This is a genomic window from Actinocrinis sp. (assembly GCF_035650855.1).
Classification (GTDB): Bacteria; Actinomycetota; Actinomycetes; order Streptomycetales; family Catenulisporaceae; genus Actinocrinis.
Window position 1 is genome coordinate 1 of the sequence record NZ_DASRGV010000197.1, and the last position, 13,596, is coordinate 13,596.

Here is a 13,596-nt window from a genome sequence, read left to right on the forward strand (position 1 = left end):
CGTCGAACGCGCCGTCGGGGAACGGCAGCGGGCCGCCGCCCAGACCGGCGTGGTGCAGTTCCACGCCGTCGCCGAGCCGCCGCCTGGCCAGCTCCAGCATCTTCGCGCCGGGCTCGACGCCGGTGACGACCGCGCCGCGGTCGCGCAACGCCTCGAGCAGCGGACCGGCGCCGCAGCCGACATCGAGGATCCGCCGCCCGGCCACGTCCCCGGCCAGGTCGAGGACCGCGGGCCGGGTGTAGTAGCCGTTGATGAGGTTGGATTCGGTCTCGGCGGCGTACGCCTCGGCGAAGTCGTCGTAGCCGTCGGCCACAGCCTGACCCGCGGGTCCGGCCGGATTCTCGAGAGCGGGAGACATGCGGGCCATCCTGGCATGGCTGGCCGTTCAACTACGCGGGAAGAGTTGGGGCATGGCGCGTTCCGCAGACCTGGCCTTGGCGCACCACCTGGCCGACCTCGCCGCGGAGATCGCGCAACGCCACCGCAGCGCCGGGCCGCTGGCCGCGCGCGTCAAGGATGACGGAAGCCCGGTCACCGACGCCGACCACGAGGTCGAATACACGCTGCGCTCGCGTATCCGGCAGGAGTATCCCGACGATGAATTCCTCGGCGAGGAATCGGGCGGCAGCGAAACAGCGCGCCGCCGCGAATCTGGCCGTGCGCGCCGCGCACACCCGCCCCGCGCTCGACTGGACCGGCGTCGATCCTGCGCGTGCAACCCCTCCCGCGAAGCCGTCCGCCGGAACCGGCACCTGTCACGGCGGCCTCCTGGTGGCGACCGGCCAGCTCGACGCCTTCCTGCTCATGACCGCCGGACCGTGGGATATCGCCGCTCTGATACCCGTCGTCGAGGAAGCCGGCGGCGTCTTCAGCGATCTCGCCGGGCAGCGGCGCATCGACACCGGAACCGCGCTTTTCGCGAAACGCGGCCTGCACGGAGGAATTCTGGACGCTATCGCCTCAGCCGAATGAATATCCGCCGACCCCACTCACTGCGGCTCCGCTCACTGCGGCGCCGCGCCCGTGAAGTCCGCGGAGAACTGCGCGTCGAGCGAGCGGCAGGCGTTCGCGTCGGTCAGCACGATGCCCAGTTCGCGGTTGCGGCCGAGCGAGGTCGAGGTGAGGTTCATCGAGCCGAGTTCCATGCGCGCGTCCGACTGGCCGGCGTCCGCGATGACCGCCTTGGCGTGGATGTAGAGGCCGGTGCTCGACGAATAACCGGAAACCTTTCCCCCCGCCGCGCGGACTTTGTCTATTTCGCTGCGGTAGGACGACGGCGATTCGACCATGACGCGCACCGCGACGCCCGCCTTCGCGCGGGCCGCGATGGCGTCGACCACCGCGCTGTCGCTGAATTCCTCGCCCTCCACGTCGAGGGTCTTGGTCGCGCGGTCGATCACGTCGAGAATGCGCGAGCGGGCCGTCGGCGGCGACCAGAGCAGGCCGTCGGCGTCGTCGGGATTCGAACCCGAATGACCGTAGTCGGCGTCGAACACGCTGACGACTGAGGCGACGTCGCGCGGGTCGGTGTCGAAGGCGCCGTAGTCGCGGCCGGTCGGATAGTACTTGGACGTCAGATTCCCGGTCAGGATCAGGGATTCGCGCTGGTCGACCGTGATCGTCTTCTGATGCGTGTAGGCGAAGGACGGGGAGGACCAGACCACGCCGACGCCGGCCGCCGTGAGCGTGTCGTACGCGGCCTGGTCGGTGGATTTCTCGGCCTGGTCGAGGATAACGCGCACGTTGACGCCTGCCTTGTGCCTCGTGACCAGGTCGTTGACCGCGGTGGTGTCGGAGAGCTCGTACATGGTCATATCGAGGCTCTTGGTCGCGGAATTGATGAAGTCGTCGATTCTCGGCTGCTCGGCGCCGTTGGAGAACACGAACACGGTGGCGGAGCCGGAGCTCTGCGCCGGGGGGACCTGCCCGCTCGGCTGGGCGCTGGCGCCCGGCTTCGGCTGCTGCTTGAACAGCTCGCCGTGACTGTTGAAGTACGCGTATCCGGCAGCGATGGCGATGGCGGCGACCAGGGCGGTCTGAAAGCGCATCGGGCGGCCGCGCGAACGACGGCTGCGGCTTCTTCCGTATCGGGTTCTGCTCCTGCGGCGCGCCACTGGCGAACACTCCTCGGGACCCTCGGCGCACGCGGCTGCGCCGGTGCAGGGCTCTGATGCTCTCGGGTGGTCGCCGCTCTAGTGCTCGCAGGGCCCCGGCTCAAACGCGTGATCAAGGCGGCGGCTGAACGTTTGTACCGGTTCCTGCCGCGCGCACGCTGCAGGTTGCGGACAATTTCGCAGGTAACACGGGCTGACGCGGGGACCGATTGATATAGTCGAAGCTCGACTTCGAAACCCCGGTACGTGAGGTGGGTTGTGCACGCTCCCCCCGGGATGTTCGATCCCATGCGCGACCAGGATCCCGTTCAGATCGGGCACTACCGGCTGCGCGCCCGGCTCGGCGGCGGCGGCATGGGCGAGGTCTTCCTCTCCTTCGACGAGACCGGGCGGCCGGTGGCGGTGAAGGTGCTGCGCCGGGAATTCGCCGACGACCGCACGTTCCGCTCCCGGTTCGGCCACGAGGTGCGCGCGGCCCGGCAGGTGTCCGGGCCCGGGATCGCCCCGCTGCTCGACGCCGACCCGGACGCCGAGGCGCCGTGGCTGGCCACCGAGTACATCGCCGGACCGACGCTGGCCGACGCGGTCGAGCTGTACGGGCCGCTGCCGGTCTCCGCGGTGATCGTGCTGATGTCCGGGATCGCGGCCTCGTTGCAAGCCATCCACGAGACCGGGATCGTGCACCGCGACCTCAAGCCGGCGAACGTGGTGCTCGGCGCGGACGGCCTGCGGGTGATCGACTTCGGGATCGCGCGCGCCGCCGACGCCACGCCGCTCACCCTCACCGGCATGATGATCGGCTCGCCGCAGTACGTCGCGCCGGAACAGGTCCTCGGCGAGCCGCCGGCGCCGGCCGGGGACGTCTTCTCGCTCGGCGCGCTGGCGCACTACGCGGCCACCGGGCGGCCCGCGTTCGGCGAGGGCCCGAAGTTCGGGGTGGTCTACCGGATCGTCAACGAGCGCCCGGACCTGGCCGGCTGCCCGCGCCAGATCAGGTCCCTCATCGAGTCCTGCCTCGCGAAGGACCCGGCCGAGCGGCCCACCACGGCCGAGATCCTGGAGACCTGCACCCCCGACGAGCCGCCGGGCAGCGCGGCGGACTGGCTGCCCGAACCGGTCGTCTTCGCCATCGGTTCGTACCGCGCCGCACTCGCGGAACTCACGCTGGGCAGCGCACGCGCCGACGACGATCCGCGGGCGCGGCCGAGCGAAATGCCGCGGCGGGCCGAGGAGCCGGAAGCCCGTCGCCGCCCCTCGCGCCGCGCCCTGGCCGGGCTCGCCGCGGCGCTCGCCGTCGTCGGCACGGCGACCGGCGTCGCGCTGGTCGTCTCGCCCAGCGGCTCGCCGTCCGCCGCGTCCGGATCCGGCTCCTCGGCCTCGGGTGCGAGCCACGGATCCGCCCTGCAGGCCGCCAGCGGCGGCCAGAGCACGGCGACGCCGTTCAACGGCGGTCCGCCGCAGCTCAACGGTCCCGGTCCCGGCGGCCAGCCCCCCGGCGGACCAGGCGACGGCCGCCCGCCGCCGCCGGTGGACGCCGTGGTGTGGACCGGGACCATCAAGTTCACCGATATCGGCATGTGGCTCGACCCGAGGCCGCCGGCGCCCGCCACCGGCGAGATCCACGGGGACATCCGGGAGGCGTCCCCGGCGCCGGCGGCCGAGGTCACCAGCAACAGCCCGCACGTGCAGAACCTCGCCCTGTGGACGGGTACCGGCACTCCCACAGGCACCCAGTGCCGCGACTTCGCGTTCACGCACGGGACCTGGCAGCTGCAGCACGTCTCGGTCGGCGAGATCATCTGCGCGCTGACCGCCTACCGGCAGGTCGCCGTGCTGCGGATCACCGGCTTCCCGACGGACGACTCCGGGGTCACCGCGGCCGCCACCGTGTGGGGCTCCGGCGGGCAGTGACCCCGGCTCCGTGCCGGTTCAGCCGGTCAACTGGTCAACCGGTCACAGATCGACCGGCCGACGGCTCAGCTGGTCGGGAAATCGAAGTAGTGCAGGCTGACGAACGGCGGGTTGCCTCCGGCTCCGGACTGGAACTCCAGGTACACGTTGTGCGTGCCGGTGGTCTTGGCGATGTTCGCCGGGATCGTCCGCCAGCTCGACCAGCCGCCGGTGTTGCCGACCGCGAAGTTGCCGATCGGCGCGTTGGCGGGATTGTCGAGCACCACGTTCACCAGGCCGCTGACACCGCCCGCGGCCCCGGAGGCGACCCTGGCGTCGAACTGGGTCGATCCGGCGCTGCCGAAGTTGACGTTGTTGTATTCCAGATACTCGCCGTTGGTCAGCTGCGGGACCTGGTTGCCGTCGACGCCGGACGGATTGGTGTCGCCGCTCGCCGCGCTCACCGTCACCGCGCCCTGCGACGCGTTGTAGCAGTCCGCCGAGATGTTCGCGGTGGCCGTGGTGGTGCAGGACGCTCCGCCGCCGCTGCCGCCGCCGGTGGACGACGGGCTCGCCGACGGGCTGGCCGAGGCGGAGGGCGAGGAGGTCGAGCCGCCGGTCTGGTAGACCGCTACGTAGTCCACGCTCATCCCGGCCCCGGAACTGGTGGCCGAATTCGGCGAGGTGCAGCCGCAGATCGCGTTGGGGTACGCGCCGCCGATCGCCACGTTCAGGATGATGAAGAAGCCGTGGTCGACGGCGTTGGCCCAGGTGGTCGCGTCCATCTGGCTCTGATTGACGGTCAGCTGCAGCGCGCCGTCGGTGTAGAAGCGCAGCTGCTCGGCGCCGGCCGTGCGCCGGTCCACGATCACCGAGTACGTGTGGTAGCCGGTCTGGCAGCCGCTACAGGCGAGCAGGCCGCTGCCGATACCGGTGGTCTCGTTGCAGGGACCGCCGGGGTCGACGCCGCAGTGCAGCGTGTGCGAGACCTCGCTCAGGGCATTGACGTCCTCCATGACGTCGAGTTCGCCGATGCTCGGCCAGTTGGTCGCGCCGACCGGCCGGGCCGCCGCGCCCAGCGCCCAGAACGCCGGCCAGTAGCCGACGCCACCGGCCGGGTTCGGCTGCTCGATCGAGGCGGTGATCTCCATTTCGCCGCCGGCCGGGGCGGCGAAGTCGGTGCGCTGGGTCTCCACCCGGCCCGAGGTCCACGAGCCGCCGCTCTGGATCGGCTTGATCACCAGGTGGCCCGCGCCGTCCTGGTAGACGTTCGCGGTGGAGTTGGTCTCGCTCTCCACCTCGCCGGTGCCCCAGTTCGCGGCGCCGCCCGAATAGCTGGTGCCGAGGTCGTAGAGCCAGTTGGCGGTGTTCAGGCCGGTGCCCGCGGCGCCGTTGAAGTCGTCGCTGAACACGGTGGTCCAGCCGGAGGGCGGGGCGGGCACGGCGGCTGACGCGGCGCCGGGCAGCACCAGCACCGTGGTGGCTGCGGCGACGGGGGCGAGCGCGGCGGCGATGGCCAGGGCGACGCGGCGGCGTCTGAGTGCGGGTCGAAGCATCCTTGCTCCTGCGCGAGAGAAAAACACTGCGGGTGGGTGGGGGTGACGTCGCGGGCCGGCCGCGCAGCGCTGCGCGGCCGGCCTGGCCGCGACGTGATTTCACGCCGCCGGGTGGGTTCTGCGATGGCGGCGCGGACGGGGCTTCCGGAAACGTTTCCGGAACAGGCAACTGGGAGTATGCGACCTGTTTTCCCGCGCGTCAACAGGTGATGGTGAGGCCGCTGCTCGCCGGCGCGAAAATTACCTCCCCCGGGGCCGGCGTGATCAGCCGTGGCCCTTGTGCTTGCCGTGCGCCGGTCCGCCGCCGTCGCCCGCGTCACCCCCGCCGCCGTCGCCCTGCTTCGCGGGTGCGCTGCTCTTCGGCTGGATCGGGACGGAGTGCGCGACGGGAGCGGACGAGTGACTCGGCGGTACGACGGCCGAGACCGCGTGCGCCGAGCCGGGCCCGGGGGAGGTCGGGCTGGCCGAATGCGTGATCGCGTTCGGCTGCGTCGTACCGGCGGCGGCCTGCGTGCCGAATCCCGCCACGAGCCAGGCCGTGCAGCCGGCCGTCGCCATCGTCGCCACCGACGCCGCTGCGACCAGTGCCTTCGCCTGTCGTCCCACGCGCTGCCCGGGACCGGTCCGCAGCATGGACACCAGAGCCTTGCCACGCTCGGCGGCCGGGTGGCGCTGCGGCCAGAGCCGCTCCGGGTGCTCGACGTCGAGCGCGCGCAACTCCGCCGCTGCCGCCGCGCCGGAGGGCGGCCGGTCCGCCGGGTCACGCGCCATCAGGCGCAAGCACAGCTCCGCGACCGGCGGCGGTATGTCGGCGGGCAGGGGCGCCGCGCGGCCGTCGGCGTGCGCGCAGAGCACCGCGATCGGTTCGCTGGCCTCGAACGGCAGGCGTCCGGATAGCAGCTGGTAGAACAGCACCCCGAGCGAGTAGAGGTCGGCGGCCGGGCTGTCGGGCGCGCCGGAGATGCGCTCGGGCGCGAGGTAGGCGATGGTGCCGACGATGTTCCCCGTCATCGTCTCGGTCTCGATTTCCACCGCGTCCTGCGAGCAGGGGTTGCGGCTGGGCGCCGGACGGGTGCGGGCGGCGATGCCGAAGTCGACGATCTTGATGTCCTGCGCCGCATTGCCGTCCTGCGCCGCGCCGCGGGACCCGGTGAGCATGATGTTGGACGGCTTCACGTCGCGGTGCACGACCCCGGCGCGGTGCGCGGCGTGCAGTGCCTCAGCGCACTCGGCGACGATCCACACCGCCTCGGCCAGCGGCAGCCGGCCCTCGCGCTTGATCCGCGCGGACAAGCTCTCGCCGTGCACCAGCTCCATCACGATGAACGAGCCGTCGTCGGTCTCGAAGTAGTCGTAGACCCTGGCCAGCCGACGCTCCGTCAGACTGCCGATGACCATCGCCTCGCGCCGCAGCCGCCGCTCGGCCGAGCCGCGCCCCACCCCCGCGCGGTCGGTCAGCTTGATCGCCACCTGCCGGCCCAGCACCAGGTCCCGCGCCCGCCACACGCTGCCCATGCCGCCGCGCCCGAGCCGGGCCTCGAGCAGATACCGATCGACCAACGTCGTACCGTCAGTAGCCCACACTGTTTTCTCACCAACTCCGGCCCGATTCCGGCCTTCCTCGTTGCCACTCGCGCCGGATGCATTCGCGCGATCGCCCGAAAAGAAACTTTCACGGCCAGTCAGGTAACTCGCGGCGACAGCGGTCCGGGTGCGGCTGGTCGCGCGGACACAGGCGCGCCACCTTTTCGAACGCCCGATCATCCGACGTTGACTTGGCACCGCTGGTGCGTAGCTTCAGGCCGCTACCTGTTCGACTCGATTTCATTCGCGTCTTCAAAGGGGAGATGCCTTGTTCTCACGAACTGGCCGCCGCGCGTGGCAGGGGCTCACCGCCCTCGCGCTGGGCGCCGTGAGCGTGGCCGCCGTACCGGGGCTGGCCGCCGCCGACACCGCGGGTCCGGCCTCGACCGCAATCCCGTCCGCGTCCGGGCACAGCCTGTCGGCGGACACCCGCTTCTTCATTCCGCAGCCTTCCGCCGGCGCCGTCACGCAGATCAAGCAGCTGCTGCGCGGCGGCGACTGGCGCGACGCCGCACTGCTCACGCGGATGGTCACGACGCCGCAGGCCGTCTGGTTCACCAGCGGCACGCCCGCGGACGTGCAGAAGCAGGCGCACGACACGATCCGGCAGGCCGCCCTGCAGCGCGCGGTGCCCGTCCTGGTCGCCTACGACATCCCGGGCCGCGACTGCTCGCAGTACTCCGCGGGCGGGGCGCTGGACCAGGCCGCCTATCAGGCCTGGATCGACGGCCTCGCCGCCGGGATCGGCCACGCGCGGGCCGTGGTGATCCTGGAGCCGGACGCGCTGGGCAACATGCCGTCCAACTGCGGCCTGCCCTCCACCACCTATCCCTTCACCGACGCCGAGCGCATCGCCGAGATCGACTACGCGGTGACGGCTCTCGAGAAGGACCCCGGCGCCAGCGTGTACCTCGACGGCACGCACAGCGCGTGGCAGTCGGTCGGCACCATGGCGCAACGGCTGCTGGCCGGGGACGTGCAGCAGGCGCAGGGCTTCTTCCTCAACGTGTCCAACTACCAGGCGGACCCGCAGTTGCTCGACTACGGCACCTGGATCTCGGACTGCATCGCGATGGTCACCGACCCGAACAACTGGTCCTACAACCAGCCGGGCAACTGCGCGAGCCAGTACTACCCGGCGAACCCGAACGACTTCAGCACCTGGGACCTGACGACGCAGTGGTACGCGCAGAACATGGGCGACGCGGTGGCCAGCACCCACTTCGTCATCGACACCAGCCGCAACGGCAAGGGCCCGAACAACATGCAGGCCTACGCGGCCGCGCCGTACAACCAGCCGGCCGGCGTGGTCTCGAAGCTGGCCTCTGGCAACTGGTGCAACCCGCCCGCGTCGGGGCTCGGACTGCGCCCGACAGCGCGCACCGGCGTCCCGCTGCTGGACGCGTATCTGTGGGTGAAGATCCCGGGCCAGTCGGACGGCCAGTGCGACGCGGCGGGCGGCGTACGCGCGTGGGACTACACCGCGTACACGCAGCCGGGCTGGCCGACCGACGCGGCGAGCCAGCAGCTCTTCGACCCGCTGTGGGGCCTGACCGACCCGGCCGCGGGCGCGTGGTTCCCGCAGCAGGCGCTGCAACTGGCCCAGGAGGCCCAGCCGGCGCTGTTCTAGTGCCACAGTTCTAGTGCCACAGTTCTAGTGCCACAGCGCATGTAAGCACTCTGTGTCCCGCGTGGCGGGACAACCACGAGGGCCGCTCCCGACACTGGTCGGGAGCGGCCCTCGTGTGGTTATCGGGGAGGGACTACGGACATCCGGCGCCGTTCACCGTGAACGAGGTCGGTGATGCGTCGCTGTTGGTGTAGCTGCCGGTGAAGCCGAAGTTCACCGAGCTTCCGGGAGCGATCGTGCCGTTGTAGGAGAGGTTCGTCGCGGTGACTTGCTCTCCGCTCTGCGTATAGCCGGCGCTCCATAGCTGGCCGATCTTCTGGTCGCCCGGGAAGGTCCACTTGATCGTCCAGCCGTTGATGGCCGTGCTGCCGTTGTTGGCGATCGTGACCGAGGCCTGGAAGCCGCCGGGCCAACTGCTGGCCAGGGTGTAGGTCGCGACGCACTTTCCGCCGCCCGAGCCGGTGGAGCTGGCGGACGGCGACGCGGACGGGGACGGGCTGGCCGACGGGGACTGCGACGGCGAGGCCGACGGGCTGGCCGAGGCGGACGCGCTCGGGCTCGCGCTGGCTGAGGCGCTCGGCGAGGGGCTGGCCCCGGACGCGAGCGTGGTGAACGCCGCCGCCTGGAGCACCGGGGAGATCCGGCCCGCCGAGTCGAGCGCGGCGACTTCGTACGCGTATCCGGTCCCGGCGGCCAGGCCGGTGAGCGAGTACGAGGTCGCCGTCGCGGCCGTGGTGGCGATCAGCTTGGGCGTCGGCGAGAGCTGATACACGTCGTACCCGGACACCGCGCTGCTGCCCGGCGTCGAGGCGGACCAGGTCAGCGTCGCGCCGCTGCCGCCGACCGAGGAGGCCAGCGGCGTGCCCGGAGCCGAGGGCGCGGTGCTCGCCGAGGCCGTCAGCGAGGTGTTGCCGGAGGTGATGAACTGCGCGACGTTCGAGGCCGCCGAGCTCTCGCCCTGCGTGTCGACGGCCGTGACGAAGTAGCCGTAGGGCGCGGTGCGGTTCGGGTTGAGGCCGCTCACCTTGTACGAGGTCGTCGACGCGTTGACGGTCCCGACCAGGGTTCCGGCCGAGGTGTACACGTCGTACCCGGCCAGTGCGTTGCCGCCTGCGGTCGAGGCGGTCCAGCTGAGCGTCGCGCCGGTCGAGGTGACGGCGCTCGCGGCCAGCGCCCCGGGCGTGCCGGGCCGCGTCGTGTTGCTCGGCGCGCTGCCCCACACCAGCGTGTTGCCGGAGTAGAGCGGGATGTCGCCGACGGTGACCGGCGTGGCGTTGGTCGTGGTCGGGATGCCCTGGAAGGACCAGTCCTCGGCCGGGTTGTGCGCGGCGGGGAAGGTCAGCCGGAACTGCACCTGCGCCTGGTAGTCGATGTTGGTGTAGTCGGCCTCGCCGTCCGGTTCGAGGTCGAGGTTCGAGCAGGAGACCGTGATGTAGTACGTGCTGCCCGAGTACTGCGTCGGCGCGCTGGGCGCCTGGCACTGGTTGTACGAGGACTGCAACGTGACCTGCGCGGCGGATTCGCCGGCGTCGAGCGTGAAGTAGTAGCGGAAGCTGGCGTTCGGCATCGGCCTGGCCGGCCAGGCGGACTGGTTGTTGATCAGGGCTTTGATCTCGATGAAGTTCGAGCCCTGGTTGTTGATCGCGGCCTGGACGTACTCCTGCGGGCCGTCCGGCAGCTCGGCCTTCGGGAAGTTGGCGGCGACCGTGCCGCCGTACTGCTGGGTGAGCCTGGCCAGCGCGCCGGAGAACAGCGCGTTGTAGTCCAGCGCCCCCTCAGTGTACTGATACTGCGTGCGGTCGTCGGTGAAGGCGTCGTTCGCGCTCGTCGGACCGCCGACCAGCAGGCCGTAGGCCAGGTGCCGGGTCTGCGCCGGGGTGCTCAGGTTGTTGGACCACGGGTCGTGCGCGGTGGAGTGGTGCGGGAACTGCGGCCACTTGCTGTTGGCGCCGCCGTTGGTGAAGCCGACCTCGTAGCTCTCGTGGTTGGGGTTGTCGCCGAGGATGTAGTTGATCTGCCCGACGGCGAAGCTGTGGTAGGTGGCGGCGCGGGTCGCGTCGAGGCTGTTCGAGGTCAGGTAGTCGCTGAATTCGAGGGCTGCGAAAGCGGCGTCGGCGGAGTACCGCAGCGAGCCCCACTGGTCCAGGAAGGCCTCGCCGCCGGGCGAGTAGCTTACCTTCGAGCCGTTCACCCCGGTGGTCCACCAGTCCAGGAAGCGCTCGGCGTCGCCGACGTACTGCGCCTGGCCGGTGAGCTCGGCCAGCAGGATGTAGTCGGCGTAGCTGACGTCGTCCCAGTTGATCGTCCAGCTGTACTCGTGCAGCGTGGACTGGCTGGCCAGCGGCAGGTTCGCGTAGTCGCTCTCGGCGGTGTTCAGCCAGCTCGCCGTTCCGGTCGCGCGGTACAGCCAGATGGCGCCCTGCACGATCTCGTCCCAGTAGCCGCTGTACGAGGTGTAGTAGCTCTGCGCGCCGGTGATGCAGTCGCTGTACTTGCCGCGGTAGTTGTTCGCGAAGCTCCACAGGCTCTGCGCCTGGGTGACCAGCTGCGCGGAGTACTTCGGGTCGGCGGTCTTGAACGCGACCGAGGAGGCGGCCAGCGCGGAGGCGGCTTCACCGGCCAGGTCGGCGCCCGCGCAGGAGGCGGTGATCGCGTAGGAGGGCCGGGTGTTCGGGTTGGTCTCGGCCGGGCCCCAGTAGGAGTGGTCGGTGCTCGCGTCGCCGACCTGGCCGTAGAAGGTGGTCGGTCCGGTGAAGGCGGAGAGGATGTAGTCGTCGCCCCAGCGCAGGTTGGACAGCGCCGCCTGGGTCTGGCCGGCCGCGGAGTATCCCTGGCCGTAATCGACCAGTCCCCACGCGAGCATGGTCATCGAGTAGGCCTCGGGCAGGCCGAACTTCACCAGGTCGCCGGCGTCGTGGTAGCCGCCGGTGAGGTTGACGCCGTGGTCCGAGCCGTCGGACAGATCCGAATCGCCGCGCCAGTCCACCGGGTTGTCCGGCGGCAGCTGCCCGGAGCGCTGGATGGCGTAGAACAGCATCGAGTCCTGCAGCGCCTCGGCGTAGTTGAACTCGCCGTTCGTCGAGAGCGCGTGCGCGGAAGGGACGATCGCGAGGGCGGTCACGGCGGCCGTGGCGAGGGCCGTCGCTCCACCGATCACAGTGCGCACGAGCGACACGCGGCGCTCACCGATCCGAATCGTCCGGCCGGACCCGCCGCGCCCGGATCCGGCCGCCATGGCGTGCCGCCCCGGCGCGGGCGCCCGCCGTGTTTCTACTCGCATGACTCCTCCGACCGCTGTCACCGGCTCGCCGGCCGCGCCTGGCGCGCGGCTGTGCCGCCGTGAGAGTCACGAACCCGGTTTCGTACGTCAACGGCGGTATGCCGATCGGGCTTCGGGCAGATATCCCGGCAGGCCTGCTCATCAGCGCCGTTCGCGTCCCCGGCGCGGCGCGCGGCCGCGGCGCGCCGGGAAAGTTGCATGCCGCCGTGACCGTTTCCGCCGCGCCGGCCCGGGTATGCGGCTTCACCTTCTCGGCATGGCTGATCGGGCCGGTGCCCGGTTGAACCGCCGAGCGACAGGACGGAGCACAAGCGCCCATGGTCGGCACCATCGGCAAGGACACCCTCGTCCTCACCTCGACCACCGATCCGCCAGGATTGAACGTCTCCGGCGTGCTGGACATCTCCGATGTCGACGCCTTCGCCCACGCTCTCGACCAGGCGGCCGCGCAGGTCGAGGGCAACGTGTGGGTGAACCTCGGCGGCCTGCGCGCCGCGTGCCCCGAAGGCCTGCTCGCGATGGTCCGCGCGGCCCGCCGGCTCGCCGCGCAGGACCGCGAGCTGATCGCCGGCTCGCTGGCCGTCCCCCAGCGCCAGCTGCTCAAGCTGGCCGGCTGGGACCGCACGCCCGGCCTCGTGGTCGCCGAGTAGCCAAGCCAAACCCGCAACGAGGGAAAGGGGGGCTTCGGCGTGACTCAGATCTGGCCGGGGTTCGGTTATCCGCTCGGCGCCGTGTACGACGGCGCGGGTACCAATTTCGCGGTCTTCTCCGAGACGGCGGACCGCGTGGAGCTGTGCCTTTTCGACGACAAGGGCGAGGAGGAACGGGTCCGGCTGCGCGAGGTGGACGCCTTCGTGCACCACGCCTACCTGCCGGGCGTCGGCCCCGGCCAGCGTTACGGCTACCGCATGCACGGACCGCACCGGCCCCGCGCCGGCCTGCGCTTCAATTCGAACAAGCTGCTGCTCGACCCGTACGCGCGCGCCTTCGACGGCGAGGTGGAGTGGAACGAGGCGCTGTTCGGCTACCGCTTCGGCCACCCCGACTCGCGCAACGACGCGGACTCGGCGCCGTACACGATGCGTTCGGTCGTGGTGAATCCGTACTTCGACTGGGACGGCGGCATGGGCTACGAGCGCAGGCCGCGCACGCCGTACCACGAGACGGTGATCTACGAGGCCCACGTCAAGGGCCTGACGATGCGTCATCCGGACATCCCCGAGGAGCTGCGCGGCACCTACGCGGGACTCGGCCATCCGGTCATCATCGAGCACCTGCTCGCGCTCGGGGTCACCGCCGTGGAGCTGATGCCGGTGCACCAGTTCGTCCACGACGAGCGGCTGGTGTCCTCCGGATTGTGCAATTATTGGGGCTATAACACCATCGGCTTCTTCGCCCCGCACAACGGTTACACGGCCACCGGCCGGCGCGGCGAGCAGGTGCAGGAATTCAAAGCGATGGTGCGCTCACTGCACCAGGCCGGCATCGAAGTCACCCTCGACGTGGTCTACAACCACACCGCCGAGGGCAACCACCTCGGGC

At 70.8% G+C, this 13,596-nt stretch carries 10 protein-coding genes and 2 pseudogenes; 7 read left to right on the plus strand and 5 right to left on the minus strand.

What is annotated here, in order from left to right:
* A partial coding sequence (locus tag VFB40_RS14385; RefSeq protein ID WP_324850869.1) for a class I SAM-dependent DNA methyltransferase occupies nt 1-358 on the minus strand: 358 nt, incomplete at its 3' end.
* Nucleotides 359-410: 52 nt separating this feature from the next.
* On the opposite strand from VFB40_RS14385, the pseudogene VFB40_RS28580 reads away from it, so the two are divergent.
* Nucleotides 411-575: pseudogene (locus tag VFB40_RS28580) on the plus strand (inositol monophosphatase family protein); the annotation flags it as partial.
* A gap of 82 nt (nt 576-657) precedes the next feature.
* Complete coding sequence (locus VFB40_RS14390) at nt 658-972, plus strand: inositol monophosphatase family protein (RefSeq protein WP_324850872.1); 315 nt, start codon at nt 658-660, stop codon at nt 970-972.
* Between the two features lie 32 nt (nt 973-1,004).
* On the opposite strand, the gene VFB40_RS14395 is transcribed toward VFB40_RS14390, so the two are convergent.
* Nucleotides 1,005-2,048 (minus strand): phospholipase D-like domain-containing protein, encoded by a 1,044-nt coding sequence (locus VFB40_RS14395; protein ID WP_324850874.1) that lies wholly within the window; start codon nt 2,046-2,048, stop codon nt 1,005-1,007.
* Nucleotides 2,049-2,402: 354 nt separating this feature from the next.
* Between VFB40_RS14395 and VFB40_RS14400 the strand changes: the two genes are divergently transcribed.
* A complete protein-coding gene (locus VFB40_RS14400; protein WP_324850876.1) occupies nt 2,403-4,025 on the plus strand; it encodes a serine/threonine-protein kinase in 1,623 nt (540 codons plus the stop codon).
* Nucleotides 4,026-4,090: 65 nt separating this feature from the next.
* On the opposite strand, the gene VFB40_RS14405 is transcribed toward VFB40_RS14400, so the two are convergent.
* Both VFB40_RS14405 and VFB40_RS14410 read right to left on the minus strand, forming a co-directional pair.
* On the minus strand, nt 4,091-5,560 hold the full coding sequence (locus VFB40_RS14405) for a glycoside hydrolase family 16 protein (RefSeq protein ID WP_324850878.1): 1,470 nt from the start codon (nt 5,558-5,560) through the stop codon (nt 4,091-4,093).
* A gap of 264 nt (nt 5,561-5,824) precedes the next feature.
* On the minus strand, nt 5,825-7,120 hold the full coding sequence (locus VFB40_RS14410) for a serine/threonine-protein kinase (protein ID WP_324850880.1): 1,296 nt from the start codon (nt 7,118-7,120) through the stop codon (nt 5,825-5,827).
* A gap of 292 nt (nt 7,121-7,412) precedes the next feature.
* Here VFB40_RS14410 and VFB40_RS14415 point away from each other — a divergent pair, with 292 nt between their 5' ends.
* Nucleotides 7,413-8,774, plus strand: a complete 1,362-nt coding sequence (locus VFB40_RS14415; RefSeq protein WP_324850882.1) for a glycoside hydrolase family 6 protein — start codon at nt 7,413-7,415, stop codon at nt 8,772-8,774.
* Between the two features lie 133 nt (nt 8,775-8,907).
* Here the strand turns inward: VFB40_RS14415 and VFB40_RS14420 are convergent, their stop codons facing one another.
* A complete protein-coding gene (locus VFB40_RS14420) occupies nt 8,908-11,940 on the minus strand; it encodes a glycoside hydrolase family 9 protein (RefSeq protein WP_324850884.1) in 3,033 nt (1,010 codons plus the stop codon).
* Nucleotides 11,941-12,152: 212 nt separating this feature from the next.
* Here VFB40_RS14420 and VFB40_RS14425 point away from each other — a divergent pair, with 212 nt between their 5' ends.
* The 3 genes and pseudogenes from VFB40_RS14425 to VFB40_RS14435 all read left to right on the plus strand — a co-directional run.
* A complete protein-coding gene (locus VFB40_RS14425; RefSeq protein WP_324850886.1) occupies nt 12,153-12,338 on the plus strand; it encodes a hypothetical protein in 186 nt (61 codons plus the stop codon).
* A 33-nt stretch (nt 12,339-12,371) separates the two neighbouring features.
* Entirely contained in the window at nt 12,372-12,704 is a 333-nt protein-coding gene (locus tag VFB40_RS14430) for an STAS domain-containing protein (protein WP_324850888.1), read from the plus strand.
* A 39-nt stretch (nt 12,705-12,743) separates the two neighbouring features.
* Nucleotides 12,744-13,596: pseudogene (locus VFB40_RS14435) on the plus strand (alpha-amylase family glycosyl hydrolase); the annotation flags it as partial.

What these genes read in the sequence shown, in the direction of transcription:
- VFB40_RS14395 (WP_324850874.1), bottom strand. Translation starts at nt 2,048, where the DNA reads ATGCGCTTTCAGACCGCCCTGGTCGCCGCCATCGCCATCGCTGCCGGA.
- VFB40_RS14400 (WP_324850876.1), top strand. Translation starts at nt 2,403, where the DNA reads ATGCGCGACCAGGATCCCGTTCAGATCGGGCACTACCGGCTGCGCGCC.
- VFB40_RS14405 (WP_324850878.1), bottom strand. Translation starts at nt 5,560, where the DNA reads ATGCTTCGACCCGCACTCAGACGCCGCCGCGTCGCCCTGGCCATCGCC.
- VFB40_RS14425 (WP_324850886.1), top strand. Translation starts at nt 12,153, where the DNA reads ATGCCGATCGGGCTTCGGGCAGATATCCCGGCAGGCCTGCTCATCAGC.
- VFB40_RS14430 (WP_324850888.1), top strand. Translation starts at nt 12,372, where the DNA reads ATGGTCGGCACCATCGGCAAGGACACCCTCGTCCTCACCTCGACCACC.